Origin of the sequence: Mesorhizobium sp. M1C.F.Ca.ET.210.01.1.1, assembly GCF_004791585.1 — a bacterium.
Classification (GTDB): Bacteria; Pseudomonadota; Alphaproteobacteria; order Rhizobiales; family Rhizobiaceae; genus Mesorhizobium.
Genome location: NZ_SRUU01000014.1, coordinates 149,644 through 176,467, shown reverse-complemented (window position 1 = coordinate 176,467; position 26,824 = coordinate 149,644). Strand labels below are relative to the sequence as shown.

The 26,824-nt window shown below is 63.7% G+C and carries 24 protein-coding genes and 1 pseudogene; 14 read left to right on the top strand and 11 right to left on the bottom strand.

All coding sequences use genetic code 11. The features are described 5' to 3' along the window. Together EN853_RS17900 and EN853_RS17895 are read right to left on the bottom strand one after the other, a co-directional pair. A partial coding sequence (locus tag EN853_RS17900) for a helix-turn-helix domain-containing protein (RefSeq protein WP_135855930.1) occupies positions 1-161 on the bottom strand: 161 nt, incomplete at its 3' end. Between the two features lie 184 nt (positions 162-345). Next, on the bottom strand, positions 346-702 hold the full coding sequence (locus tag EN853_RS17895) for a hypothetical protein (protein WP_189343890.1): 357 nt from the start codon (positions 700-702) through the stop codon (positions 346-348). A 20-nt stretch (positions 703-722) separates the two neighbouring features. Here EN853_RS17895 and EN853_RS17890 point away from each other — a divergent pair. Continuing rightward, positions 723-1,276 (top strand): annotated as a pseudogene (locus EN853_RS17890) (alpha/beta-hydrolase family protein); the annotation flags it as partial. A gap of 116 nt (positions 1,277-1,392) precedes the next feature. Here EN853_RS17890 and EN853_RS17885 read toward each other — a convergent pair. After that, complete coding sequence (locus EN853_RS17885) at positions 1,393-2,394, bottom strand: MBL fold metallo-hydrolase (RefSeq protein WP_127859083.1); 1,002 nt, start codon at positions 2,392-2,394, stop codon at positions 1,393-1,395. Between the two features lie 77 nt (positions 2,395-2,471). Here EN853_RS17885 and EN853_RS33990 point away from each other — a divergent pair, with 77 nt between their 5' ends. Continuing rightward, positions 2,472-2,636, top strand: coding sequence for a hypothetical protein (locus tag EN853_RS33990; protein ID WP_167524510.1), 165 nt, complete (start codon positions 2,472-2,474; stop codon positions 2,634-2,636). A 149-nt stretch (positions 2,637-2,785) separates the two neighbouring features. Here EN853_RS33990 and ftsZ read toward each other — a convergent pair whose 3' ends face one another. Together ftsZ and EN853_RS17875 are read right to left on the bottom strand one after the other, a co-directional pair. Next, complete coding sequence (gene ftsZ / locus EN853_RS17880) at positions 2,786-3,778, bottom strand: cell division protein FtsZ (RefSeq protein ID WP_127859084.1); 993 nt, start codon at positions 3,776-3,778, stop codon at positions 2,786-2,788. A gap of 255 nt (positions 3,779-4,033) precedes the next feature. Further along, positions 4,034-4,606, bottom strand: coding sequence for a cytochrome b/b6 domain-containing protein (locus tag EN853_RS17875; protein ID WP_127859085.1), 573 nt, complete (start codon positions 4,604-4,606; stop codon positions 4,034-4,036). Positions 4,607-5,148: 542 nt separating this feature from the next. On the opposite strand from EN853_RS17875, the gene EN853_RS34615 reads away from it, so the two are divergent. The 4 genes from EN853_RS34615 to EN853_RS17855 all read left to right on the top strand — a co-directional run bounded on the left by EN853_RS34615 (position 5,149) and on the right by EN853_RS17855 (position 8,681). Then, a complete protein-coding gene (locus tag EN853_RS34615; RefSeq protein WP_245517072.1) occupies positions 5,149-5,298 on the top strand; it encodes a hypothetical protein in 150 nt (49 codons plus the stop codon). A gap of 34 nt (positions 5,299-5,332) precedes the next feature. Further along, on the top strand, positions 5,333-6,118 hold the full coding sequence (locus EN853_RS17865) for an SDR family oxidoreductase (RefSeq protein ID WP_127859086.1): 786 nt from the start codon (positions 5,333-5,335) through the stop codon (positions 6,116-6,118). A gap of 659 nt (positions 6,119-6,777) precedes the next feature. After that, on the top strand, positions 6,778-7,458 hold the full coding sequence (locus tag EN853_RS17860) for a WecB/TagA/CpsF family glycosyltransferase (protein WP_245517081.1): 681 nt from the start codon (positions 6,778-6,780) through the stop codon (positions 7,456-7,458). After that, positions 7,455-8,681: an NAD(P)/FAD-dependent oxidoreductase gene (locus EN853_RS17855; RefSeq protein ID WP_127859087.1), complete on the top strand. Its 1,227-nt coding sequence runs from the start codon at positions 7,455-7,457 to the stop codon at positions 8,679-8,681. The genes EN853_RS17860 and EN853_RS17855 overlap by 4 nt, the downstream gene beginning before the upstream one ends. A 100-nt stretch (positions 8,682-8,781) precedes the next feature. On the opposite strand, the gene EN853_RS17850 is transcribed toward EN853_RS17855, so the two are convergent. Further along, positions 8,782-9,936 carry a GNAT family N-acetyltransferase gene (locus EN853_RS17850; RefSeq protein ID WP_127859088.1) on the bottom strand — a complete coding sequence of 385 codons (1,155 nt, stop codon included), beginning with the start codon at positions 9,934-9,936 and terminating at the stop codon, positions 8,782-8,784. Between the two features lie 259 nt (positions 9,937-10,195). Between EN853_RS17850 and EN853_RS17845 the strand changes: the two genes are divergently transcribed. Beyond that, on the top strand, positions 10,196-11,677 hold the full coding sequence (locus tag EN853_RS17845) for a hypothetical protein (RefSeq protein ID WP_245517444.1): 1,482 nt from the start codon (positions 10,196-10,198) through the stop codon (positions 11,675-11,677). A gap of 62 nt (positions 11,678-11,739) precedes the next feature. Here the strand turns inward: EN853_RS17845 and EN853_RS17840 are convergent, their stop codons facing one another. Further along, positions 11,740-12,834: a glycosyltransferase family 4 protein gene (locus EN853_RS17840; RefSeq protein ID WP_127859090.1), complete on the bottom strand. Its 1,095-nt coding sequence runs from the start codon at positions 12,832-12,834 to the stop codon at positions 11,740-11,742. After that, a complete protein-coding gene (locus tag EN853_RS17835; RefSeq protein WP_127859091.1) occupies positions 12,831-14,243 on the bottom strand; it encodes a lipopolysaccharide biosynthesis protein in 1,413 nt (470 codons plus the stop codon). The genes EN853_RS17840 and EN853_RS17835 overlap by 4 nt, the downstream gene beginning before the upstream one ends. Positions 14,244-14,484: 241 nt before the next feature. Between EN853_RS17835 and EN853_RS17830 the strand changes: the two genes are divergently transcribed. The 3 genes from EN853_RS17830 to EN853_RS17820 all read left to right on the top strand — a co-directional run bounded on the left by EN853_RS17830 (position 14,485) and on the right by EN853_RS17820 (position 19,370). Next, on the top strand, positions 14,485-16,644 hold the full coding sequence (locus EN853_RS17830; RefSeq protein ID WP_127859092.1) for a GumC family protein: 2,160 nt from the start codon (positions 14,485-14,487) through the stop codon (positions 16,642-16,644). A gap of 20 nt (positions 16,645-16,664) precedes the next feature. Beyond that, on the top strand, positions 16,665-17,774 hold the full coding sequence (locus EN853_RS17825) for a cellulase family glycosylhydrolase (protein ID WP_127859093.1): 1,110 nt from the start codon (positions 16,665-16,667) through the stop codon (positions 17,772-17,774). 72 nt (positions 17,775-17,846) lie between these two features. Then, on the top strand, positions 17,847-19,370 hold the full coding sequence (locus tag EN853_RS17820) for a hypothetical protein (RefSeq protein ID WP_127859094.1): 1,524 nt from the start codon (positions 17,847-17,849) through the stop codon (positions 19,368-19,370). 31 nt (positions 19,371-19,401) lie between these two features. Here EN853_RS17820 and EN853_RS17815 read toward each other — a convergent pair whose 3' ends face one another. After that, on the bottom strand, positions 19,402-20,157 hold the full coding sequence (locus EN853_RS17815; protein ID WP_245517071.1) for a hypothetical protein: 756 nt from the start codon (positions 20,155-20,157) through the stop codon (positions 19,402-19,404). A gap of 572 nt (positions 20,158-20,729) precedes the next feature. Here EN853_RS17815 and EN853_RS17810 point away from each other — a divergent pair. Genes EN853_RS17810 through EN853_RS17800 form a run of 3 tightly spaced genes read left to right on the top strand, consistent with a single transcriptional unit; the run spans position 20,730 to position 23,580 of the window. Then, on the top strand, positions 20,730-21,281 hold the full coding sequence (locus tag EN853_RS17810; protein WP_127859095.1) for a MaoC family dehydratase: 552 nt from the start codon (positions 20,730-20,732) through the stop codon (positions 21,279-21,281). Beyond that, positions 21,278-22,438 carry a CaiB/BaiF CoA-transferase family protein gene (locus EN853_RS17805; RefSeq protein ID WP_127859096.1) on the top strand — a complete coding sequence of 387 codons (1,161 nt, stop codon included), beginning with the start codon at positions 21,278-21,280 and terminating at the stop codon, positions 22,436-22,438. The genes EN853_RS17810 and EN853_RS17805 overlap by 4 nt, the downstream gene beginning before the upstream one ends. After that, on the top strand, positions 22,435-23,580 hold the full coding sequence (locus EN853_RS17800) for an extracellular solute-binding protein (protein ID WP_127859097.1): 1,146 nt from the start codon (positions 22,435-22,437) through the stop codon (positions 23,578-23,580). Before EN853_RS17805 ends, EN853_RS17800 begins: the two co-directional genes overlap by 4 nt. A gap of 7 nt (positions 23,581-23,587) precedes the next feature. Here the strand turns inward: EN853_RS17800 and EN853_RS17795 are convergent, their stop codons facing one another. Then, a complete protein-coding gene (locus EN853_RS17795) occupies positions 23,588-24,424 on the bottom strand; it encodes an amidohydrolase (protein WP_127859312.1) in 837 nt (278 codons plus the stop codon). 122 nt (positions 24,425-24,546) lie between these two features. Beyond that, a complete protein-coding gene (locus tag EN853_RS17790; protein WP_127859098.1) occupies positions 24,547-25,332 on the bottom strand; it encodes an IclR family transcriptional regulator in 786 nt (261 codons plus the stop codon). 159 nt (positions 25,333-25,491) lie between these two features. Here EN853_RS17790 and EN853_RS17785 point away from each other — a divergent pair, with 159 nt between their 5' ends. After that, a complete protein-coding gene (locus EN853_RS17785) occupies positions 25,492-26,805 on the top strand; it encodes a sugar ABC transporter substrate-binding protein (RefSeq protein WP_127859099.1) in 1,314 nt (437 codons plus the stop codon). Positions 26,806-26,824 lie beyond the last annotated feature (19 nt).

The following is a 26,824-nucleotide window of genomic DNA, read 5'->3' as shown; positions in this document are numbered from 1 at the left end:
AGCGCCTCCAGCCCTTCATCCTGGTAGCGGTTGAAGATCTTGTAGCCGGTCTTGCGCGAGATGCCGAATGCTCGGCACACCTCGCTCATCCCTTCTCCCTCGAGAAGACGGGCCACGAAACGAAGACCTTCCTCCATCACCGAACACTCTCTCCACGGCATCAACACCTCCGGCCAAAGCCAAAAGTGTTACCCATGTGTCCGGTACGTTCCGTCACCTATGTCTCGGGTCGCTCAAGCGTTAGGCGCCTCTCTCAGGCAATGTGCCCCTGCTTTATCGGCATCACGCTCGGAAGGGGACGACTCATGCACAAAATGGGCGGCTTTCGCGGGCGCCCCCTACCCGTTAGATAACGATATCGCCGCTGACAATTCCGTAGATGCCGAACAGGCACCCAATTACCGCGGCCGCCAGGACGATCCATTCTGCGCCGACGAACACCCGTTCTTTCTGCTCCCGCCTAACCTGAACGTAGAGCAGTGTACCTGGGACATAGAGAGCGGATGACAGCAGCAGAAATTTGAGGCCGCCGGCATAGATCATGAACAGCACATACAAAGTGGCGATGCCAGCGACCACCAAATCGCGCGAACGCCGCGCCGGTTCTGCATCGTTGGTCTCGTCGCGAAGGGCAATAAGCAAGCCGTAGCCAGCGACCAGCAAATAGGGGATCAACACCATAGCGCTGCTGAGCTTCACCATGAGCACAAACGCATCTTGCGGGCGCCATGAACTCCGAACGCGCAACCGACTTGTTCGAGGTCCTCGGAGATCCCTACCAAGGGGCGCTGTGGAGCGGACCACCGTACAGAAGCAGCTTGTGGCGGTCGATCACCGCCGACCGGGTTGCGGGCTCGCCGGCATGGTTGCCGCGTTTTCGCGACGGGTCGATTGTGCGCTTCATGAACCAGGGCGGCACGAGTATCGACGCAGGTTCACCCTGGGGGCCGATGCGGACGTATATCTTCAGTACGCGAGTGACCCGGTGACCTTTTTTGACTATCGCGACCTCTACCGTGAGCCAGATTGGATGAAGAGCCCACGTGGGCCAGACGTCTCATCGGAATTGCAATGGTACCCGGTGGTGACGTTTCTGCAGCTGACGCTCGACATGGCAATGGCCACGACGACGCCAATCGGGCATGGGCACGTTTATGCGCCGGGCGATTACATTAACGCCTGGATAGAGGTGACAAATGTTCACGGGTGGTCTTTGAAGCAGATCGCGCGGCTGAAGCAACGCCTTGCGGCTTCGCTGACGGTTAGCCGTTTATGATTGTAATTTTGCCGACCGCTGGTCGTCGCTGTCATTCAATCACCACCCCCAAAAGCAAGCCGGGCTGCCTGCTCCGACCGTGCGCAATAGTAGGGGCCTTACGAGGGGAACGAGCCTTATCTCGCTATAACGGACCCTCCGCGAAATTCGGCTTCGAATTCGGTCCGCAGCTCGTCCTCACGTCCGAGATACCGAGGCGAAAGGTGTATCTGGTGGGCGGAGATAGCGCCTGCTTGCCTGGCGATCGCGCCTGCCTGCGCGGCAGTCAGATGCTTCTTCGACGCCGCGAGGTCTCGGTCTGCCTCCAGGAATCCGCCTTCGATGAAAAGCTGATCGGCGCCGCGCACCAGGTTACAGAGACGAGTGACGTTCTCCGGACCGAAGGCTAAATCGGTTGCATAGGCGATGCGTTGGCCCGGCGCACGGACCAGCGCCTGAGCCCGCAACAGTTCCCCGAGCGTAACCTTCCTGCCCGCACTTGGCGTGAACTCGGTCGCCGCATCGGCGCCGCGACGTACCGCTCGCTTGGCGTTTGCCAGCCAAGGTCCGACAGGAAGATCGAGTTCATCCAGGCGCGAGTTGTGCACATTGACCCGTAGCTTTTCCTGGAAGGCGAAGGCTAGGCAAGGAATCCCATGATCCAGCGTAGCGGCTTCGATCGTGAACTCCGGATCGTCCAAGGGGAACTGAGTGTCCGGGTTCTGCCTATTCTGCCGCACGAAAGCCCTGCGCGCCCGGAAGGCGGCTGTGGTGGCAAAGCCTGCTTCCGTCCAATCTGAGGCAAAGATCGTAAAGTCCTGCGACCGCTCGTTGAGGAGATTCCAAGTGTAGGCCCTCAGCTTGGCCTCAACGGCATCCGCCAGTCCGGGCGGGCCGATGATATGGACCTGCTTTCCCCGATAGAGCGACACTGCGAGCAGACGATCGAACCCGCTGAAGTGATCCATGTGCATGTGCGACACGAACACGTGCGAAACGCGCAGGATCTCACGTGGCGAAAGCGCCGACACATCGCCGAGGTCAAAGAGGGCTGCCCTACTGCCGAACCGGAAATCGAGAAGCAGTCCCGCGTCGGAAAACGGCTCATTCACCAAGCGCGGCTGGACGAGAAGAGTCATGATAGGGAAGGCAAGAGTTGCATCCTCCAAAATTCAGGACGCATGCCGTTCGTTCCACCGGCCGGTCCGAATAGGCTATGGGGGACGCGCATCGCGCCTACACGGTCGAACGTGTCGCCGGGGATCTCGGCGTCAGCGAAGAGCTCGGGGCTAATGATGACGACGGGATCTTGGCCTTCGCCGATAATGGCACCAAGGAGATCGAACTGCAGCGCGACGGCCGGAGGCGAACGCGGCTATAGCGCTGTATTGACGGTATCCCTCCTCCACTACCATCGCTCACCTTGTGTACAGCCCGAAGACATAGGTAGCGGTTTGTACCTAGGACACGGGCGACAATCTCGTGCCGAACGGATTGTCGATGGTCTGCAAGGCGTTCTGCTCCAGATCCTCAGGCAGTCCTTTGCTCAAGCTGGGCCATGTCTGCGTTCTGCCGCAGGCCCGTTGCGACGACCGAGACGCGGAACTTTCCAGCCAAGGCCTGGTCGAAGATGGCACCGACGATGATGTCGGCATCGGCGTCGACCTCTTCGCGTATCCGTGTCGCAGCTTCATCGACCTCGAAGAGCGTCATGTCCGTCCCGCCGCAGATCGATACCAGCAGGCCCCTGGCGCCGGTCATTGAGGCTTCGTCCAGAAGCGGATTGGCGATCGCAGCCTCGGCCGCCGTCCTGGCTCGGCCTTCTCCGGAGGCCTGGCCGGTTCCCATCATGGCGCGGCCCATGTCCCGCATCACAGACTTCACATCGGCAAAGTCGAGATTGATCAGGCCTTCCTTCACGATGAGATCCGTGATGCAGCCGACACCCGCATAGAGAACGCGATCCGCCATGGCAAAGGCGTCGGCAAACGTGGTCCTGGCGTCGGCAACCCTGAAAAGGTTCTGGTTCGGGATGACGATCACCGTATCGGCACTCTCGCGAAGGCGTTCTATGCCTTCCTCGGCGGCCTGGGTCCTGCGCCTGCCTTCGAACGCGAAAGGCTTGGTGACAACGGCCACCGTCAGAATGCCGGCATCGCGGGCGGCGCGCGCGATAACGGGCGCGGCGCCAGTTCCGGTGCCGCCCCCCATACCCGCGGTGATGAAACACATATGGGTTCCCGCCAGATGATCCATGATCTCGTCGATGGATTCCTCCGCAGCCGCGCTTCCGACGTGGGGCAGAGATCCGGCGCCCAGGCCTTCCGTCACATGCGCGCCCAACTGGATCAGCCGCGACGCCTTCGACATGGTGAGCGCCTGGGCGTCGGTATTGGCGACGACGAACTCGACGCCCTGCAAACCTTCGACGATCATGTTGTTGACGGCGTTCCCGCCGGCGCCGCCGACCCCCACGACGGTGATCTTGGGCCTCATCTCCAGGATTTCCGGCTTGGCGGTCATTATGGTCTCTCTCTACCGAAAGGAGCCGCTGCACCGACGCGCAACCGGAGCAACGAGCGCACGAATCAGGCGACCCCCACCCACATCAGGGAATCAGAACAGCCCCCTCCCTGCAAGGTCCGCTGGACGTCCGCGCAAGCGCAGGCCCCTTCCCTCGACTGGAAGCTTCGAGCGCTGGATACCGGGCTTCAATCGCGTCGAAGAGTGGAGCGAAACAGGGCTGAAATCCCAATCAACCCGGGCGAGGCCGGGACGTCAAAACATGCGAGGAATGACATCCGTTGGTCCATTTTTGTCGATGAGCCTGTGCTTCAGCGAACCGGCCACATGCAGGGCGATGCACGCCAACAGAAGATAGGCACTGTATCTATGGAGCATCTGGAAGACCGCGAAGGCCGCATCGTTTTTAGGGAGCAGCTCCGGAAGATGCGCAATGATGAAGAATGGGACACCATCGCTTTGCGAGAAGCTGCTTGAAAGCGAATATCCGAGTATCGGTACGAGAAGCGTCAAAACGATCAGCGACCTGTGAACCATGTGGGAGAGAATTTTCTCCCAACGCGCGAGAGCCGGAGGCGTCGAAGGCACTATCTTCCTGTATCGCCAGCGAAGCGCGAGATGAACAAGCGCCAACAGCCATACGAGAACGCCGAATTGCTTGTGGTTCGGGTAAAAAAACGAAGCGGTCGCCGTGTCGCTCTCCGGCAGGCGCGTCATATACCAGCCGGATGCGATCAGACAGATCACCAGCACGGCCCGCATCCAGTGCAGACACCGGATCAGTAGAGGGTACTTCGTCGCAGGGCTTTGTCTTGTGGAACTTGACATCCGAAGGTTCTCCGAGATCGACATCTATCCAAATTGCGTGAGGCGAATGGGGCAGGCAGGCGTGTACGCAGCCGTCATTGTTCTCCCCCGGCATTCTTTGAGGGCGAAGAAGACCGCTGCCGATCAGCGTGGCGGCCGATGTGAGAAGCGCGGCATGCGCGGCGGAGAAGGCGCTTTTGCCCGCGCCAACCAACGATCCGGCAAGATCGAACGGTCAGAAATGCCAGCATGACTGCGAACAGGATCGGCCATCTAGCCCTTGGACGTTGCGACGGAGAAGGAGCTCCTTTGGCGCCGAAGGAGACTGTCATTGACCTTACCGCCGTCTACGCACACATCCCGGGACGCGGAGCGCCGCTGCCACCCGTCCGCGCACCCACGCGACAATCAAAATCCGCCTGCCGGCAATTGTCGGTCCGACCTTGCGTTTTGATGGAGAAAGTGTGGAGGTCGTGTGGACCCGAAGGGGTAATGGTTGCGATCGTCGATGACGCGATCGTCGAAACCGTCGAGCGCATCATGGCAGCGGAAGGGCTTTCGCCGTGAAAGCGTCCGTTGAGCCGCTTGATGGAAGCGGCGACCTAATAGTCCAGCGCCGTGGTGAGATCATCGCTGCCCTGCGCGACGGGCTGGCCTATGCCTGTCTGATGAGCCACCATCTCGATTTCGCCCTGCGATTCCTGCCGGAATAGCCGGCTTCCGAAAGTCCATGGAGGAGTTCCCGCAATGAAGGATTTTGACGGCAAGGTCGCTCTGGTGACGGGGACGACCGGAATTGGTCTCGCAACCGCCAGGCGCCTCGCGGCGGGGGGCGCAGCGATCATCGCCTGCGGCATCGACCGCGCGGCCAATGCGGCCATCGAAGCCGAGTTGGAAAGCTCCAAGGCCGGCGCGCTGGTCATTGGCACCGACGTTTCCGTGCCGGACCAGGTTCGCGACGCCGTCGCGGCCGGCGTCGAGCGCTTCGGCGGTCTCGATGTGATCGTCAATTCCGCGGCGGTCCATCCATACGGAACCGCCACGACAACCGACTGGGAAACCTGGAACCGGACGATGACGGTCAATGTCGGCTCGATCTACCTGACGGCGCATTTCGGCATCCCCGAAATGATCCGCCGGGGTGGCGGCGCCATCGTCAATGTCGCCTCGGTGCAGGGTTTCGCCTGTCAGCAGAACGTCGCCGCCTATGCAACGACCAAGGGCGCCATCCACACGCTGACGCGTTCGCTGGCGCTCGACTACGCGGCGGCCGGCATCCGGGTCAATTCGGTCAGCCCGGGCTCGATCCGCACGCCCATCCTCGAGAAGGCCGCGCGCGGTGAAAGCGGCAGCGACGCCGATGTCGAGGAAGCCTACAGGCGCTTCGGCGCGGCCCATCCGCTTGGCCGCATCGGCGAGCCGGAGGAAGTGGCGGAACTAATCGCCTTCCTGTGCTCGTCGAAGGCCGGCTTCTGCACCGGCGCGGACTACAAGATCGACGGCGGCCTGACGGCCGGCATCGGCGTGAAGTAATCAGAGAGATCGGTCTGGCCGCCTGCCCGTCAGGCTGGTGCCACACATATCATTGCCTGCCACCAGTTATTGCCGTGCGGGCTCACGCCCGCATTCGGTCCCACTATCATCTGCAGGTGAAAACAGTCGCCCATTTGGCACGCCAACATAGTCGCGATCGGCCGCAACCGTGCCGCAAATCGTCCAGACAACCGAAACTTAAAGTCAGCAATAAGCAAGCTGCAGTTGCCGATCAGAAGTATCCGATTAGCTTAAAAATATAGTCAATCTTTATACATTAACTAACTATTAATATATCACTTAACTTTTTGATTCTTTTACGTATGGTGCCCATGAAGGGGGTAGTTTGAATATCGGAGAGTGGGGCGACTTCTCCTATGCGAAAAGTTTTAGAAAGTTCAAAAAGAGATTTTGAACAAGACGGCGTTACGACCGGCGGATCGGATCCATTCTACCCCAGCCAACATTTGACGTCCGCGAACCATGAGACCTCTCGTTCTTCCCGGTTGCCCGATCAGGCTTCGACCGGGCACACAAGCGTGACCGCCGTGGCAGAGCTGGAAGCGGCGCCTTCCCGCCAGGATCTGCTTGCATTGCCGACGGTGCAACTCGGCGGGCTGCCGGTCACCGTGATCGACCGGCAGGGCGCCGCGCGCCTGATGATCGCCGCGGCGCGGCAACACCGCCACGGCAATCGTCCGTATTATTTCACGTCCGCCAACGGCGAGGTGATTGCACAGGCGCGCGCAAAGTCCGAGATCGCCGCCCTCTTTCGCCAAGCCGACCAGATCTTCGCCGATGGCCAGCCGCTTGTTCTCGCCTCGCGCCTTCTGTGCAGCACGCCGCTACCGGAACGGGTGGCCACGACCGATCTCTTTCACGACGTGGCAAGGCTCGCCGAGAACGAGGCTGCAACCTTCTATCTGCTGGGATCGACGGAGGCCCAGAACGGCAAGGCCGTGGCCGCCATCAAGGCGAGCTACCCGCGCCTTCGCATCGTCGGCCACAGCCACGGCTATCTCACTGGCGAGGCGCTCGAGAGGAAGCTCGATGAGATCGACGCCCTTGCGCCGGACATATTGTGGCTCGGCCTCGGCGTGCCGCGCGAGCAGATCTTTGTGCGCGACTTCGGATCGCGTCTGTCGAATGTCGGGGTCATCAAGACCTCGGGCGGCCTTTTCGATCATCTTGGCGGAAAAGTCCGGCGTGCGCCGCTCTGGGTCCAGAAGGCCGGCTTCGAATGGCTGTGGCGCATGCTGATGGAGCCGCGCCGGCTCTTCTGGCGCTACGTCACCACCAATCCCCGCGCCCTTTATGCGCTCCTGAGGTATTCGCAATGACCGCCGAACACTCGCCTCGTCCGCTGCCGGCGGGAACCGATACGGAGATCGCCATCGTCGGCGGCGGGCTCTCCGGGACGCTTGCCGCGACCCTGCTCGGACGGTCCGGCTACCATGTCACGCTGATCGACCGCCACCCCGTTTTCCCGCGCGAGTTCCGTGTCGAAAAGATCGCCGGCGACCAGATCGAAAAACTGCGCCGGATCGGTCTTCTGGACAGTCTTTCCACGGCGGCCGCGGCATTCGACGAGATCGTCAACGTGCGCAAGGGACGGGTGCTCGACCGCACGCGCGCCCGCCACTACGGCATCTTCTACGACGACCTCGTCGCAGCGATGCGGGCCGAATTGCCCAAGACCGTACGCTTCGTCGCCGGCCGGGTGAGCGCGGTGGAGGTCGGGCCCGAGCGGCAGCGCGTGTCGATCATCGGGCAACCGGATGTGACGGCTCGCCTGCTTGTGCTCGCCACGGGCATGGGGGACATCCTGCGACGCGATGTGGGTATCGAGCGCCGCTTCGTCCACCAGCGCCAATCGTTGACCTTCGGCTTCAATGTTCGCCCAGTGGGCGCAAGCGCCTTCAAGCATCCAGCGCTGACCTATTACGGCGAGCGGGTCTCCGACGGGATCGACTACCTGAACTTTTTCCCGGCCGGGGGCGTTACCCGCGCCAACCTTTTTGTTTTCCGGGCTCACACCGACCCGTGGGTCAAGGCGCTGCGCGACCGTCCCCGGGAAACGCTTTTCGACACGCTTCCCGGACTCCACAACACATTCGGCGATTTCGAAGTCATCGACCGTGTCTCGAGCTGGCTCACCGACATCACCGTCGCCGAGAATTGCAAGCGCGACGGCGTCGTCCTGATTGGAGATGCCTACCAGACATCCTGTCCGGCCGCCGGAACGGGCGTCAGCCGCCTGCTCACCGACGTCGAACGTCTTTGCATGGTGCACGTGCCGCAGTGGATGGCCTCGCCCGGCATGGCGGCGGCAAAGATCGCAGCTTTCTACGACGATCCCGTGAAGCAGGCGATGGATGAACGGGGCCTCGAGCTGGCGAATTTCCGCCGCAGCCTGACCATCGACACCAACCTGCGCTGGCGCGCGCGCCGGCAGGTTCACTTCAGCCGTCGCCGCATCCTGCACGAGATCGACAAGGTGAGCCCGAGCTTTGCCGCGAGGCTGCGCGGCCTCAAGCGGCCGAGCGTGGAAGCCGCCAGCTGATCACGGATCGTCGGTCGGCGCATTTTGCTCCAAGGCAGGGGCCGGCATGAAGATGCGCTGACGCCTGGCGGCGGGGCATTCAAAACCCAATGCGTCTCGATCAGGGCGATTCGGCAGCCTCATCGGAGGCCGGCGGCATGATGGAAGAAGGCTTGGCCTTCTTGACATGCGCGGCCTCCAGGATACGCCGCGCCAGCGCCTTGGCCGCCGGCAATTTCTCCACCGTCAGATGCGCCGCATAGCCGAGCGGGCTCCCCGCCCGGTAGATTTGCCACATTGGCGAAGGCCGGCCGCCGAAGACGCGCTTGTAGGGTTCGTCGCCGATGGTGAAATCGAGGTGATGGTCGCCACGCTCGATACAATCGCGGGCGATCTGCTCGAACATCAGGCTGCCGATCGACTGCTTCCTGTAGCCGGCCTCGTCGAAACCGCCGAGGATCACCAGGAGCGAGCCGCGGTGCTCCAGCCCGAGCGCGCCGGCGATCGGCCGGCCGTTCATCCAGAATGCGTAGGTGCGGGCGAAGCTGCCGCATCCTTCATTGGCGACGGCCAGGTAGAAATCGAAATAGGAGGGCAACTGCAAAAGGTCGGCGGGGCCGTTGCTCCCGTCGAAGCGTTTGCCGCGATAGAGCCTGAGGGCGTCGAATGTCGTGCGGATGGCGGCAGGACCGTCCACGCATTCGAAGCGCGCCTCGCCGATGCGGTTGAGCTGCCGGGACTTCTTGTCGAGCTCCTTGCGATAGGACTGGTCAAGCCGATGCTCGCGCCAGCCGGCGAACGTCGGCTCCAGCTTGCTGGAATAGGCGCTCATGCCCATGCTGTCGCGCTTGTCGACGCCAAGCAGGCGTTCCATCGCCAATGAACGATCCGCCAGCTTGCCGATGCGCAGCAGATCGTATGGCCGCAGGTGCATGCGGATGGCCGCGACCGTGCGGTCGTCAGCGAGGATGCGGGAGAAGGTCTCTTCATCGGCGACCGGCGACACATAGTCCGAAACCCGCATATCCGCGAATTCCACCACCTTCAGCAGCGTGTAGCGACGCCTCACCAGAGGCAGGACCATCGCGAGCTTTCCGCCTGCACGCGCGCGCACGACGACGATCAGCGGCGTGGCGCCGCCTTGCAGCACGATCTGCTCATAGAGTTGCGCGAGCCATATGGGGTGCTGAAAGGCGGTCGCCGCCGAACTGGCGAAGAGCTCGGCGTATTCCGTCGAACGGAAATCGAACGCATCCTCGGCAGTGACTTCAAACATATGATCCGAACCGGCGGGACAGCGGCCTATCGACGACGTCTTGCGTTTCAGGTCAAGATCGACCGCCGGGATTGTTGGAATCTTGGTATATGCGCAAAGTGCTAATGTTGCGTGCACAGAAGTCAGAGGCATGCGCCAAAGGGCCAGCAAGTCGAGAACTTCGCCCCGTGAAGTGCGAAGTCCGACTTTGCCCGTAACCTCGATGTAAGCATTTTCGACCAGTCTTTCGCTCCACTTTGTCGGAAATCCCGAACAGGATGTGGCCGCGGACTGGAATGGCATGCTGGCGATCGAGGTCATCATTCCGCAATCGGCGCCGCGCCATTGGCAGCAGGTCGCCATAGAGCGCCTGCAGGCGGACGGCCACGATGTCGCGGTAGCACATCAGCCCGGGCCGGCAGGCTGGCCGGCCACGGCAAAGGCCGCCTTCCAGTTCGAGCAACGTCTGTTCCGCCGTCACGGACCCCTCCTCGGCTCCGCGGTCCGGGCAATCCAGGCTCGGCCCGGCAATCGCCCGGCCACCCTGAGGCTCGACCTTGCCGGCAACGCGCCCCCATCGGACATCCCGACCATTGGCCTTCGGTTCGACGGATCCAGCGCCGATCTCTCGGCGGCCATTGCCGTTGCGGCGGGCAGGCTGCCGGTGATCGAAGCCGTCCTCGACGAGAAGACGGTGGTGGGCCAAGCGCGGCCGATGGTGGACAAGCGCGAATCCACGGCGCTCGGCACCGAGGACGTGTTTGCCCGGGCGATAACCCTGGTGCTATCGGTTGCGCGGGCTTTCGCCACGGACCGGCTGCCGAGCGAGCCGATGGCTGAAATCCATGGTCACGGCGGGCGAGCCCGGTTCACGTCCGCATATCTCGGCGCGGCGCTGCCGCGGCTTGGCCGGGAAGCGCTCCGGCGCGCGCGCTTCCGCCATGCGCATTGGCGCGTCGGCTACCGTTTCACCGATGCGCCAGGTGTCGCCGACACGGGCAGGCTCGGGACCGGCTGGTCGGTGCTGCCCGACCTGGGCGACCATTTCTATGCCGACCCGTTCCCCTTCTGGTGGCGGGATCAGGCATTCATGTTCGTCGAGGATTATCCGCACGCCACCGGCAAGGCGGTCATTTCCGTTGTCGCGTTCGATGCGAACGGCGTTGCTGAAAAACCTCGCGTCGTGCTGGAGGAAGCGCACCACCTCTCCTACCCGCAGGTCTTCCAGCGCGACGGCGCGATCTGGATGCTGCCTGAGGCAAGTGCCAGCGGCAAGCTCATGCTCTACCGCGCCGCGGACTTCCCGGACGGTTGGATCCCTGAGACCGTATTGGTCGAAGGCGAGATTTCCGACGCCACCCTGTTCGAGCATGAAGGCCTGCTCTGGCTGTTCGCCACGGATCGGGACGGCCATGGAAGCACTTCCGACACGCTGGTGGTGTTTTGCGCTCCAGCGCTCGCGGGTCCATGGCGGCCACATCCGGCGAACCCGATCCTGATCGACCATCGCATGGCCCGCCCTGGCGGAGCCTTCGTCCGCAACCGCGACGGTTGCGTCCTGCTTCCGGTGCAGGACGGAACGCTGGGCTATGGCGGCGGACTTGGCCTGTCCGAATTGCTGGAGCTCAACCAGCAGGCAGTGCGGCTCTCGGCGCCGCGGCCGATCGATGCGGCCGGCGACTGGCCCTATCCGAAGATCCACACGCTCAATCGGGCGGGCCGCCTGGAGGTGATCGACGGGATCGCCGCCGTGCGGAAGTAGCCAGAGACTGTTTCGAAACTCGCTCCTGCGATGGCCGCAGGAGTGGAGTTCCAATCAGGCTCTCAGACAACGAGCAGCGCCTCATAACCGGCGCACATCCTGGCCGGCGAATATTTGTCGCGCAGCCGCCGCCCGGCGGCCGAAAGCCTTGCCTTGGACTCCGGCCGCGCGAGCAGATCGGCGAGCCCTTCGGCCATGCCGCCGGCGTCTGCCTCGACGAACAGCGCGGCGGGTTCGCCGTCCTCGGCGGTCAGCACCTCGCGCATGACGTCAAGGTTGCTCGCAACGACCGGCAGGCCGGAAATAGCCGCTTCGACGCATGCGAGCCCGAAGGTTTCCGCCATCGACGGAAAAGCGTAGGCATCACCGGCCGCGAGGAATTCGAAGATGCGCGCCGGAGGAACCTCGCCGACAAGATGCAGGCGGTCGGCCACCCCTCGGCTTTCGGCAAAGGCGACGAGCGCCTCGCGCTCCGGCCCCGCGCCGGCGAGCGCGGCATGGACCTCGGGCAGCCGGTCGAGCGCCCCGACAAGCGCGATCTGGTTCTTCGTGCGCGTCAGCCGGCCGGACGAGACGGCCAGCCATACGTTCTGCGGCAGGCCGAAGGCCGCGCGCGCCGCCATCTTGTCGAACTCTTCGCCCGGTACGGGAACGCCGTGATCGATGCGGCGCATACGCCGCCGGTAGGACAGCGGATAGCGATCGAACTGCGCTTCCGTCCAGCCCGAATTGACGACATTGGCCTGGTAAAGGCCGGCCATGCCCATCAGCTTGTCGATCCGGGAGAGCAGACCCATGACGCCGCTGCTGTGCGGGGCGCCGCTCTGGTTTGCGACGATATGCCTGACACCGGCCAGCCGGGCGCCGATCGTGCCGAAGATATTGCCGTAGTGCTGGTAAGTGATGACGGCGTCCGGGCGGGCAGCGCGCAGATATCGCGCGAGACCGACGGTCGCCCGCACCTGTCCCGGTAATCCGCGCGGCTGCTCCGTCAGGATGAAATCCGCATGGGGATCGCCGTCATAGGCTTCGGTCTTCCGGTACATGAAGACGGTGCGCACCGCGTGCCCGCGCGCCCGCAATCCTTCGCCCACCATGTCGGAGATGCGTTGCGCCCCCGCGGCTTCCGCCTGGGTCTGCACCTGGACGATCTTCACGTGCGCCCTCTCAGCAGCGCATGCGGCACGAGCCCGATCCTGTCCAGGGATAGGCCGAGGATCGACGGGTTGATGCCGATCCTGCGCCGGGCGATCGACACCCCGAAGGCCGTCCAGGCGATGACGGTTCCGGCAATGCTGAGCGCTGCGCCAATGGGTCCCAGGTAGTAGGTTGCCACGGCCGTCACGCAAAGCCCCACGATGTTGACGACGACCAGCACCTTGAACAGCGCATGCTGGAGACCGGTCAACTGCAGCAGGACCTCGATCGGGCCGCAGGCGGTGCCGAATGTCGCTCCTATGCCGAAGATGACCAGCGTCGCCCTCATGGTCGGCGTCGCATAGGCCGGATTGAAAATGGACAGGATGAAGCTGCCGAACATCCAGAACGTCGCCAGCACGCATAGCGCAATGGCCGAGCCGCCCAGCGCGGCAAGGCTGGTGATGCGCTGAACGTGAGCCCTGTCGCCGCTGTAGAAGGCGGCCGATATCTGCGGCGCCAGCGCCTGGTTCAGGCCGTTGAGGGCAAGAGTGACGAAACGCGTGGTCCGGTCCGCCACGAAGATCGCGCCGGCCGCCTCGGGCCCCAGGATCATCGCCACGAGGAGCGTGCTTACCTGGCCGAGAGCAGGCGGCAGCGAGGTGACACCCCACAGGCCGAGCGTCACGGTCTTGAATTCCTGCTTTTGCCCTTCGGTGAGACCGCCGCGATCGGCCCGCGACGTGTCGCGCACCAGAATGATTGTCTGCGGGACGACCGACAGGATGAGCAGCAATGCCGTCAGATAGGTGGCGGTGACCGCATCCATCTTCACGTCCATCAGACGCAGCGCCAGAACGGCGGCGATCGTTGCAGCGCGCCAGATGATGTCGCGCGGCAACAGGCCGGATATCAGCGCGTTCTTGGCCCGGAAAGCACCGGAGGTGAATTCCGACCAGCCGAGCGAGAAGGACAGCACCGCGGCCGCCACGCACAGCGGCAGCCATTCCGGCGTTCCCCTCCCGACGAAGGGCAGGAATCCCACCACGACTATGAGCAGGCTGGTGGCGACCAGCCCTGCCAGCGCCACGAGAATGGCGCGCGCCATCAGCCCGTGGGCCGAGGCGAGGTCGCCCAGCCCGGCATATTGGGGCCAGAACCTGAGCACGGTGCTCTGCTGGCCGACCGAAGCGAAAAAGGAAACCAGGCTCGCGCCGGCATAGGTCGCGCTGTAGAGGCCGAACTCCCGTTCGTTCGTCACCATCGCGACGGCCACGAACATGAGGAAGGACAGGCCTGCGCTTGCGAGCTTGATGATGCCGGCGACGGCGCCGCTCTTGGCGAGCGCAGGAATCGACATGCGCATGTCGGCCGCCGGGCTGGCCGCTGCCCCCTGGGCGGCCTCGCGGTTCCCTGTCTTGTCCTTCAACGTCGCCTCCTGAGACGATCGGCGATGGGCCTACCCTGCACCTGCGACGACGCTCAAAACCCAGCCCTGAATAATGCAAAATGCCACAAACGCGCCAGCACGAACGCTTCGCATGGTTACCGCCATCGCCCACGCCGAAAGCATCGTCACGCCGCCACCCTTAACGGATGGCTAACGATAATCCTTAATAATGTGGAGACGAGTGAGGTCGCGAGGTCGCGGCTCTGCCCGAGGAAAATTGATGAAGCCAGCCAGGATCGACGAGCGCACTCTTCCGCCGCTGTTCGACATAGGTGCCGTGTGGGCGATCCTCTGGGCGCGTCGCGTGATGGTGCTTGCCATCGCCGGCGCGGCATTGCTGCTGGCGCTTTCCTATCTTGCGGTGACGAAACCGAGCTATACGGCGACCGCCTCGATACTGATCGATCCCCGCGACACGCGCGCGACCAATTTCAACAACGTGCTTCCCGGTATCGGGTCCGACAGTGCCGCCATCGCCAGCCAGGTCTTCGTCATCCAGTCGCCTGACCTGCTGGGTGCCGTCTTCAAAAATCAGAAGCTGGACAGCGATCCGGAATTTGCCGGCGCCGGCCTGACGTCACGCCTGTTGTCGCTGTTCGGAGCCGGAGCAACCTCGCCGCAGGACGCCGCCTTCAAGCGCTTCCAGAGCAAGGTATCGGTGGAGCGCGAAGGGCTTACCTACGTCATCAATGTCAGCTTCACCTCACCGTCGCCGGAAAAGGCGGCGCGCATCGCCAACGCCATCGTCGACCAGTATCGGGCAGGCCTGGTGGGAGAGCGCGAGACCGCCAACAGTGACGTCAACACGCTGCTGACGGACAGGATCTCCGGCCTGCAGAAGGACGTCAGCGACGCCGAGCGAACGGTCGAGGATTTCAAGACGAAACACAACATCCTGAATTCCACGGACGGCGGCACGCTGCAGTCTCAGCTCGATCAGCTCACGAGCCAGCTGATCGCCGCCCAGAGTGACGCCGACCAGGCCAAGGACCGCTACAACCAGGCGCTCGCGGCGGGAAGTACGCCGGCCGGGCTCGCCAAGCTTGCGGACATTCTCACCTCCACCTCGGCCGTCAAACTGCGCGACGACTACAACCAGCGCGCCACCGAGCTTGCCAGCCTGCAGACCATGTACGGGCCGCGTCATCCGACCATCGGGCGGCTTCAGTCCGAACTGGAGCGGATGAAGCGGCTGATGGCGGCAGAAGCCGACCGGATCAGGCAGCAGCTCAGGGCCAATTACGATCTCGCCGTGCAGAATGTCAGGAAGCTGCAGGACAAGCTCGAAGCCCTGCGCCAGCAGTCCACCAACTCGAACATCGCGCAGGTGCAGCTCAGGCAGCTGGAATCGCAGGCCCAGGCCGCGCGAGCCGTGCTCGACGACTATCTCAAGCGCGCGCAGGAAACGTCCCAGATGCAGGGCGTGCAAACCTCCGAGGCGCGCAAGATCGGCGCCGCCTCGCCGCCGGTGCAGCCGACGTGGCCGAAGCCGGTGCTGCTTCTCCTGGTGAGCGCCGTGCTGGGGCTTCTCGCCGGATGCGGCCTCGCTCTGGCGCTTGGTCCGATCCGGCAGCCGAAAGAGGGACCGCAGGCGCCGAAGGAAGCCGCGTCGGAGCCGGTCATGGACCGCAAGGACAGCGCCCCCGCCAGCCCCCCGCCGTTGCCGATGCCCGCCAATTTCGGCGAATACCGTTTGCCCGGCGTTGCCGGCGGGACCGCCTATTCCAGCATCAAGGCGATCAGGAAGCAGCTGTTCCAGACCGGAAACGAAACGCTGTCGCTCGACGTCCTGAAGATCATGCGGCAGATGGTGCTGCACCTCGACGACCACGGCAAACCCTTTGTCATCCTCGTGTCCTCCATTCGCAGCAGCTTCGAGGCAAGGGTTGCGGGCGCGATGCTGGGCATCGGCATGCAGCGGGCGGATCAGAACGTGCTGATGGTGGAAATCGGCGATCATCTGTCCAACCCGATGACGGACGGAGCCGGATTGTTCATCGATGGCGCGACCGGCTTGCGGACGGTCGTCTGCAGCGCCGTGACGGAGAAGGATGCCGGCGTTCCGGATCGCAACACGTTCCGGGGCATTCTGACCGAGGCCGGGAGCGCATTCGATTTCGTGCTCGTGATCGTGCCCTCGTTCAACGAGGACGGCTGGAATCCGGAACTCTTCGCCAAAGCCGACCTTGCGCTTCTGGCGCTCGGCCCGTCCGAGCAGCCTTCCGAGGCCGCCAAGCTCATCGAGCAGAAATTCGGCGCCGGCCAGATCGGCCGTAGTGCCACGCTTGTCGTCGCGCCGGACGGCGCGCGGCCGGCCGCGGCGGTCGACGGTCCGCGAGCGGCCGGCGAACGGCGCCTCGGCGCCGCTGCCCGGGGATAAGCCGTGGAGGCGGTGGATCGATGACATCGCCGCTCCGGCTGTCGCGTCGACATGCGCTGGCGCTCGCCGCCGGAGCCGTTTTCGCAACCTCCGCTCTGCCGAGATCCGCCGCGCTGGCGACGACCCGCGCGCGCGTTCCGTCACGCGGCTTCAACCTTCCTGGGTGGTTCGATCGAGACGATGGGCCTGCTCCCGCCACGGCCACGCTGGAAAAGCTGCGCCAAGCGGGATTCGAAACGATCCGGCTGCCGGTAGGCGGCGACCTCGTCTCCGGTGGTGACCCGGCAACGCTTCGCCGCATCCAGAACGGCATCAGGGATCTTGTCGGGTTGGGCTTTTCGGTCGTCCTCGACATGCATCCCGCAGGCGAGCTTGTGGCGGCTTTCCGAAACGATCACAAGGCCGCGGGCGAACAGGTGCTGCAGGCCTGGACGGCGCTGCGCGTCGTCGTCGCCGATCTGCCGGCGGATTGGGTTTATCCGGAACTCTTGAACGAGCCCCCCATGGAACGAGCCAACTGGCTGGCGCTGCGGGAAGAGATCACCGCAACGCTGCGCGCAAGCTGTCCGCTGCACACGCTGGTCTGGGGACCAGCGCGGTTTCAGGGCATCTGGGAAATCGCCGACACGCCACCGCTCGCCGACGACAACCAGATTGCCGCCGTTCACTATTACGCGCCGATGGCCTTCACCCATCAATGCGAGAACTGGGACGCCTCGCCGCTCGCCCGCATCGCCAACCTGCCCTTCCCGGCGGCCAGGGAAACGCCGCGGGTGAACCAGTTGCTTTCCAGATTGCGCGCCGCTGGCGACGAGGAGGCCGCGAACCTCGTCGAGGACGAGCTGTCCGCGCCTTGGACGGAGGCGCGGATCGTCTCGGATTTCGCCGACCTGGCGCGCTGGTCCGCGACCCATGGATGCCCGGTCATGCTGAACGAGTTCGGCGTGCTCAATTTCTGCGTGGATGCCGCAAGCCGCGTGTCCTGGGCGCGCGCGGTGCGCGAGGCGGCCGAAGCCAACCATGTGGCATGGACCTATTGGGAGCTCGATCAAGGTTTCGGCTTCATCAAAAGCCGGCAGAGTGTCGAGGGTTTCGACGGTGCGATGATCGCCGCTCTCCTTGGAGGTTAAGCGGGAAGCGGACGTGGACGACAGGGATCATGGAAATCTGCCAGGGCACACAATGACTGGAGCGCGCCGGCGATGAGCACGACGCGGGCCTACTCGCCTGCCCGACTGGGCGTACCGGGCCGCGACACGCCCGAGGCCCTGCTGCATGTCGGCACGGCCTTGCTTGTCGTTGCACTTGCCGTCTCCGCCTTCGCCGTCTGGACCCCGTTCGGGATTGCCGCGACTTTTGTGCTGACGCTGATCGTTGCGAACGCAATGCCTGCCGGCGTTCCAGTGCTGATCATCTGCGCCTTCCTCTACCAGAACCTCGGGGTCGCGTGGTTCACTCCTTACATTCCCGACAACGACACGTTCGACGCGCTGCGCGGCACCAACTTCATCATCCTGATGACCGCATTTGGCACCTTCCTGGCCGCCTCGTTTCAGTACCGCGTCCGGGCGCTGACCGAATTGCGGCCATGGCTGCTGCTGAACATGGCGCTGTGCGGAACGATCTGTTTCTATTTCGCCCTCGGCGTCGTGCATGGCGGCCCGAAGGATGCGGTCGTCTATTTCCGCAACACGATCACGCCGCTCGCCTGCTTCCACGTCGCGGTCCTCGCCGCCAGCCTTTATCCCGTCGACCTGCGCAGGAGTATGCTCTGGCTCGGCGCCGGCGCGATCATCTACGGCTATGTCGAGCTGATCTTCACCATGGATTTCCTCGGCCTCTTCCACGGCGACCTCTACATCGAGCGCAGCATCGCGCGGCAGATCGAGACCGGCGTGTGGGAAAAGGCGCTCCAGGAAACGGGTTTCGTCTACCGTGGGATCGAGGACGTGATGACCACGACCTTCTTCAACACGCCGCTGTTCAACGACATCCTGCCGAGCGTCTTCCGCATCGGCGGCCCGAACTTCCATCCGATCAGCTACGCTTACGCCTTGAGCATCATATCGGCCTGGCTCCTCTTCAAAGGACGATGGTTGCTGCCCCTCGCGGCCTTGCCGCTGTTGCTCGTCATCGGCTCCAAGGGAGCGACCTTCATGCTCTTCGTCGCGATTGCGGTGCGGCTGATCTACAGCCCCTCGCGCGCCGATCTGGCGCTGATCGCCGTGATAGCCCTGGCCGTGGTCTGGACGACGGCGGCGATCGCCTATGGCGCCACGCATGGCGACTACCATGTCCTCGGCCTGATCGCCGGCATGCGCGACTTCCTGGCCGATCCGCTGGGCCAGGGACTGGGTCTCGGCGGCAACCTGTCGAGCACCAGCATCAATCTCAACTGGCAAAGCGCTCAGGCCGAGGGTGCCGCCTCCGTGCCGGTCGAGAGCGCGGTCGGCGTCATGCTGTATCAGATGGGCGTCGGCAGCCTGGTGTTCTTCGGCTTCCTTGCGGCACTGGCGGTGGCGCTGCGGCGGCAGCTCATCGAAACCAGCGATCCGGATTTCCTGTTCGGCTTTGTCGGAATCGCCACCATTTCGGCCAATGCCGTCCTGCAGGAGGAAGCGTTCTACTCCCCTCTCGCCCTCGCCTTCTGCCTTTTGCTCGTCGGCGTCTCGCTCGGAACACGCTGGCGCATCGCCGCGGCGGCAAGGGCCGGGACGCCTGGCTGATGTCAAGGATCGGTCAGCTTCGCGACTTCGTTCAGGAGCCGAACACCACCATCTCGGTGAAGGTCAGATCTCCCGGCGAGGGAGATTTCGGGCCCTTGAAATATTTCAGCCCCTTCTTCGGAAAATACCGGCCGGACAGGCCGGGAACCGGGCCCATCGCGTCGACGAGGCAAAGCAGCTTTCCGCGCCGCAGGAGAAAGCGCCCCACAGCCCCGGCGCAGCGGACCAGATCCGCGTGGGAGCGGCAGTAGACCACCTGGCAGCACGGCAAGACGCCGTGCAATATCCGACGCGGCTTCAGCACAAGCGGCAACGGCAGGCCGTCGCAGATGCAGATCAGCGACAGGCAGCCCAGCGCCGCATGCTCGAGCAGTATATATCTCTCGTTGTCGGTGAATTCAGCCATTTCGGCGAGGTCCGCACGGACCTCCAGCACGCGGTCCGACGGCAGCGCGGAATTGAAAACAGGAAAGAAGGCGACCTGTCCGCCGGAAAACAGGCGAAAGCCGAACGCCTTGTTGAGCCTCACTGTCCCGGGCGACGGGGAGATATTGGTGTAGACCACGTCCTTGCGCATGATAACCGTCGCGATCATCCTGCTGGCATAGGGCCGGAACTCGGCATCCACGGACCAGCTCGAGAGATTGCAGCGGATCTCGTCGCCCTCCGGATCGCTATGCCTGGCATAGAGCGTAAGCACGGCGCCGACGACATGGCCTGACTTTTCAAGCACGAACCCATAGCGCGGGAAATCGGCGACGGCGGGCCTCTGCGACAGGCGGGTCAACGCCTCTATCCAATAGCCCCGGCTGCGTTCCGGAAAGCCCCTGTGCAGGCAGTCCGCAACACCCTCCCAATCCCCCTCATCGAAGGGTCTGCAGCCGACACCGGGAGGGAATGCGCCGAGAACCGCCATAGTCGACTCAAGGAAAAGGCACGGATATGGTTTGAGGTCCTTATTACCTGACGATCGATTACTAACGAATTACGCCGCTGGCGAAGCCAATTTTATCGGCCGGATTGACAGGTGCATGTAGCGCATCTCCGCTGCAACTGAACTCTCTAAATCTATACCCATGACACAGTTAGGAGTTGCAGGGCTGACTGATATTAGCATTTGTTTTGGCCACCTTGACCTGACCCGGGTTCTTCCGGCGCGCCGAGGTGCCTGTCGCGATCCTGCCCGCGAGCGACCCACGGGAATAGCAGAGGCAAAATTTCTGCCCGACCCCGCTTGTAGCGAAATCTCATATGTGAATATAATCTTCACGAGAGAAGATTTGGGGAGGATCGATCGCGCCTGGCTCCGGCCCTGCCCGGACGGCACGGCCTACTCTCCGGCAGCGGACGAACAGGATAGTGACCAGCTTTCCGCCCACCCTCGGCGTCGCTTCGACGCGCCCTTCCGACATGCCGGCCGATCACGCCGAGTTGCCGGTGTGGAATGCCGAAAACTGGTTCTATGAGGATTGGCCGGTCGGCCAGAAGATCCGCTCGCTCCGCCGCACCATGGCCGAAGGCGACAGCCATCTCTTCAACACCCTGGTGCTCGACATCCACCCTTACGTGCAGGACCAGATGTTCGCCGAGCGCGAGGGCATTTTCGGCAGGCGACTGGTGGCGGGCGCGTTCGTATTCTCCGCCGGGCTTGGCCTCGTCGCCACCAATTGCGTCAACGCCTTTTCCTACGGCTACGACAAGCTGCGCTTCATCAAGCCGGTCTTCATCGGCGACACCATCTATTCGATCCGCACCAACATGGCGAAAAGGCCTCGCTACAAGGACATGGGGCTGATCCGCGCCAGCTATGAAGTGTTCAAGGGCGAAGGCGAGTTGGTGCTCTACTGCGAGCATCTGCAGACGGTGAAATACAAGGATCCGGCCGACTTCGCCGGCAAGACGGAGAAGTGACCATGGCCGCCGACCTGCCGCTCTCCGGCCTTGTCGTCGTCGACATGAGCCAGTTCCTGTCGGGACCTTACTGCTCGCTGCGGCTGCTCGACCTCGGCGCCCGCGTCATCAAGATCGAACGGCCCGATGGCGGCGATCTTTCGCGCCGGCTCTATCTCAGCGACACCGAGATCGGCGGCGATTCCACCATCTTCCACGCCATCAACCGGGCCAAGGAGAGTTTCGCGATCGATCTGAAGAACGAGGCGGACCTTGCCGCGCTGCGCGGGCTGCTCGCGAAAGCCGACGTCCTGATCCAGAACTTCCGGCCCGGCGTCATCGAGCGGCTCGGCCTCGACTACGGGCATGTGCGCACGCTCAACCCGCGTTTGGTCTACGCCTCGATCAGCGGCTATGGCGAGGAAGGCCCATGGGTGAAGCGCCCGGGCCAGGACCTGCTCGCCCAGGCGCGCTCCGGCGTGATGTGGCTGAACGGTGACGAGGATCAGGGTCCGGTGCCGTTCGGCCTGGCGATCGCCGACATGCTGGCGGGTGCCGCCTGCGCGCAAGGCATCCTCGCCGCGCTGGTCCGGCGCGGCATCACCGGCCAAGGCAGCCATGTCGAGACCAGCCTTTTCGAGGCGCTGATCGACTTCCAGTTCGAGGTCCTGACGACCCATCTCAACGATGGCCGCCGCCTGCCGCGCCGCTCGTCCTTCCGCAGCGCCCATGCCTATCTGGCGGCGCCCTACGGCGTCTATCCGGCGCAGGACGGCTTCCTGGCGATCGCCATGACGCCGATCCCGAAGCTGGCCGACCTGCTCGGGATCGAGGCGCTGGCGCCCTACCGCGACCAGCCGTCGACCTGGTTTACCGCGCGCGACGAGATCAAGGCGATCATCGCGCATCGCATCGCGCAGAAGCCGGTCGACGACTGGCTGGCGATCCTCGAGCCCGCCGACATCTGGTGTGCGAGAGTGCTGAACTGGAAGGAGATGCTGGAGAGCGACGGCTTCAAGGCGCTCGACCTGCTGCAGACCGTGACGCGCGAGGACGGCGTTGCGATCCACACCACCCGGTCGCCGCTGAGGGTCGACGGCGTGCGCGCCAGGGTCGATCGGGCAGCGCCACTAATTGGCGAACACAGTGCAAGGATCCGCGAGGAATTCGGACTATGACGTCGCTCAAGGGCATGACCTGGAGCCATCCGCGCGGTTACGATCCAATGGTCGCCTGCTCCAAACTGTGGAAGGAAAAGACCGGCGTTTCGATCGAATGGGAGAAACGCTCGCTGCAGGATTTCGAATCCTTCCCAGTGGAAGAACTCGCCCGCGCGTATGACCTGATCGTCATCGATCATCCGCATGTCGGCCAGATCACGGCCGAGAAGTGCCTGGCGCCGCTCGACGTGCCGGGCCGCGAGGCGGAGCGCGAGGCGCTGGCGAAGGCAAGCGTCGGCCGATCCTATCCAAGCTACGCCTGGCAGGGGCGGCAATGGGCCTTCCCGATCGATGCCGCGACCCAGGTGCAGGCTTGGCGGCCCGACCTGATCGGGGCCCCGCCGACGATCTGGACCGAAGTACTGGGGCTCGCTGAGCAAGGCCGCGTGCTCCTGCCGCTCAAGCCGCCGCATTCGCTGATGTGTTTCTACACTCTGGCCGCCGATCTCGGCCGGCCATGCGCCGTCGATGGACAGAGTGATCTGGTCGACCCCGACACCGGCGAAACCACCTTCGAAATACTCCGCGAGATCGCGGCGCTGGTCGATCCGCAATGCCTGACCATGGATCCGATCGCCGTGTTCGAGAAAATGGCTGGGGCCGGCTCGCGAATCGCCTGCGCGCCGCTGATCTACGGCTACGTGCCCTATGCGAAAGACGGGTTCCGTCCGAACCGGCTGGCCTTTTGCGACATGCCGTCCGTGGGCGGCAGCGGTCCGGTCGGATCCGCCCTCGGTGGCACCGGCATCGCCGTCTCGGCCTTCTCCGCCGCCAGCAAGGAAGCGATCGACTTCGCCTATTGGATCGCCAGCGGTGAGGTGCAGCGCGGTCCCTACGCCGCCGCCGGCGGCCAGCCCGGACATGCCGCGGCCTGGGAGGACGAAGCCGTCAACGCCGCAACCGGCGACTTCTATCGCGGCACGCGGGCAACGCTGGAAGGGGCGTGGGTGCGCCCGCGTCACGACGGCTACATGCCGTTCCAGCAGGCCGCATCCGACCGCCTCAACGAGGGCCTTGCCGGCAGGCAGGATGCCCGCCGCGTCGTCGCCGACATCAATCGCCTGTTCCGGAAGAGTTTCGCGCCGGCCGTCGCCGGCTAGTTCGACATTACAGCCGCCAGAGCTTCTTCGCGTTGCCGGATAGGAGCTTTGCGCGCTCGCTCTCGCTCGCGCCGGAGATGAGTGCGTGCGTTGCCGCCACCCAGCTGAGCAGCCCGCCGCCCAACGTGCAGACCGGCCAGTCGCTGCCCCACACGACACGATCCCAGCCGAAGCTGCCGATCGTGTGCTCGACATAGGGCCGCAGCGTCTCGGCCGTCCAGGTCGACGGATCGGCATAGGCGACGACGCCGGAAATCTTGCCGACGACATTGGGGCGCCGCGCGATCGCGGTGATCTGCTCGCGCCACGGGTGCTCGGCCCTGCCCTTGATGTCGGGCACGCCGCAGTGATCGAGGACGAACTGCACGTCCGGCGCCAGATCGACGAGCGCGATCGCTTGGCTCATTTGCCTCGGCAGGACGCAGAGGTCGAAGGTCAATCCGCTGCCAGCGATGCGCCTGATGTTCTCGCGGAACAGCGCGCCCTCCGAAACGTCGTCGGGCACGACATGCAGCACGCGGCGGAAACCCTTGACGAAGGGATCGGCCTTCACCTTGTCCAGCCAGGCGGCGAAGCCGGGCTCTTCCGGCCGGCAGGAGACGATCGCGCCCCTGACCAGGCTGCCAGGCTTTTTCGACAACCCTTCCACATGGGCCGTCTCGGCCGCGATATCGGCCGGGTCGACATCGACCTCCATGTGCAGCGCCAGCTCGATGCCCGCGCGGCGCGCCTCGGTGGCATATTCGCCTTCAGGGAAGTTACGATCGAGCGCCGGCACCCCGGACAGCCACGGATAGCGCAGCGCCGCCTTGTCGATGAGATGCAGGTGGGTATCGACGATCATGGCTTCCTCCCTTGTCGCGCTCATGCATGTCGCCCAGAACCGTGCCGCGGTTTTGGGAAAACGACAGGCATCAAAACATGGATTCGATCATCTCACGGGAGAATTCATCATTCAAATAAGAATTACTCCTTGGGTCTCACATCGGACCCGGCGAGTTGCGACAAGCGCGCTGCGGCGGCCTGGAGCAGCGTGATAGTCTTGGTGATGTCGGGCGCGGCCGGTGCATTGACCAGCGTGATATAGGGTATGGTGAGCGCGGCGATGCCGCGTCCGTCGGGACCGAGCACCGGCGCAGACAGGTTGTAGACGCCCGCGGTCTGCAGCGAGGCCATCATTTCGTAGCCGCGGTCGCGCACCTGGTCGAGGCGGGCAAAGAAGTCGGGCGATAACTTCATCTCCTCATTGCTGCGCAGATGTTCGGCGATCATCATCTCGCGTTCCGCCGGCGAGCGGAAGGCCAGCAGTACATGTCCCGACCCGGTGTCGAACAAGCTGATATGCGAGCCGACGCGGATTGAAATGCCCCAGTATCGCGGCGCTTCCTGCTGGGCGATGACGACGGCGCTGCCGCGATCGAACACGACGAGCTGGTTTGCCTGCCATGAGGTTTCAGCCAATTCGCGCATGATCGAGGTGGCGTAGGAGACCAGCCTTCGCACCGGCGCATGCAACTGGCCGAGCCCGAACAGCTTCAGCGTCAGCGAGTAGCGGTCGCCATCCGGCCGGGTGACGTAGCCGCGTTTCACCAGACGGTCGAGCATCCGGTAGAACTCATTCGGGCTGCGGTCCAGCCGCTTGGCGATCTCCGCCTGGGTCAGGCCGCCGTCGACGCTGGCGAGCAGCTCCAGGATGTCCAGCCCTTTGTCCAGAGCCGGCGCGCGATAGCGGTCTTCCTCGTCTTCCTGCACCGGATGCCCCTCTGGTGAATTTCCATCTTCATATACGCAAGAGCCCCCTCCTTGGAAAGAAGTTTCGGCTTGACGACTGATGAATAGTTTGTTTGCATATGAATGAAGCGACAAGCTTCAGGTCATGACGACCCATGGGGCCGTCCAGGGAGGATATTCATGAACAGACTGCTTTCCGGCGTCGCCGCCGGCGCATTGCTCATGGCGTCGGGCGTTGCATTCGCGGCCGACCTGCCGGGCAAATTTCCCGGCGTCACCATCGACGCCAAGCTGATTGGCGGCCAGCAATACGAGAAGCTCTACGAGCGCATCGGCGAGTGGGAGAAGGCGACCGGCGGCAAGGTCAACGTCATCTCCAAGAAGAACCACTTCGATCTCGATAAGGAGATCAAGTCGGACATCGCCTCCAACTCGATCACCTGGTGCGTCGGCTCCAACCACACCTCGTTCGCGCCGCAGTATCCGGGCATCTACATCGATCTGACCAAGCTGTTGCCGAAGGAAGAGATCGACGCCTTCGTGCCGGCCAACATCGCCGCCGGCACACTCGACGGCAAGCTGGTGATGCTGCCGCGCGCGCAGTTCGACGTCTCGGCGCTCTACTACCAGAAGAGCCTCTACCAGGACGAAGCCAAGAAGAAGGCCTACAAGGACAAGTACGGCGAGGATCTCGCGCCGCCGGACACATTCGACGAGATGGCCCAGCAGGCGGAGTTCTTCGCCAGCCCGCCTGATTTTTACGGCACCCAGTTCGCCGGCAAGGAAGAGGCGATCAACGGCCGCTTCTACGAAATGGTGATCGCCGACGGCGGCGAATATCTCGACAAGGACGGAAAGCCCGCCTTCAACTCCGAAGCCGGCGTCAAGGCGCTCGACTGGTTCGTCAATCTCTACAAAGCCAAGGCGGTGCCGGCCGGCACCACCAACTATCTGTGGGACGACCTCGGCCAGGGCTTCGCGTCCGGCACGGTGGCGATCAACCTCGACTGGCCGGGCTGGGCCGGCTTCTTCAACGACCCGAAGTCGTCGAAGGTCGCCGGTAATGTCGGCGTCAAGGTGCAGCCGAAAGGCTCGTCCGGCAAGCGCTCCGGCTGGTCCGGCGCGCACGGCTTCTCGGTAACCGAGAACTGCGCCAACAAGGAAGCCGCCGCTTCGCTCGTCTGGTGGCTGACCAACGAGGACAGCCAGAAGCTGGAAGCCGCCGCCGGCCCGCTGCCCACCCGCACCAAGGTGTGGGAATGGGATCTCGAGCAGGCGAAGTCCGATCCTTACAAGACCGAAGTGCTGCAGGCCTTCCAGGAAGCCGCCAAGAACGCCTTCCCGGTGCCGCAGACGCCGGAATGGATCGAGATCTCCAACGCCGTCTATCCGGAGCTGCAAGCGGCGATCCTCGGCGACAAGACCTCCAAGCAGGCGCTCGACGACGCTGCCGCGAAGGCGACGCAGATCCTCGAGGACGCGGGCAAGCTCTAATGCATGTCGCCCAAAAGTG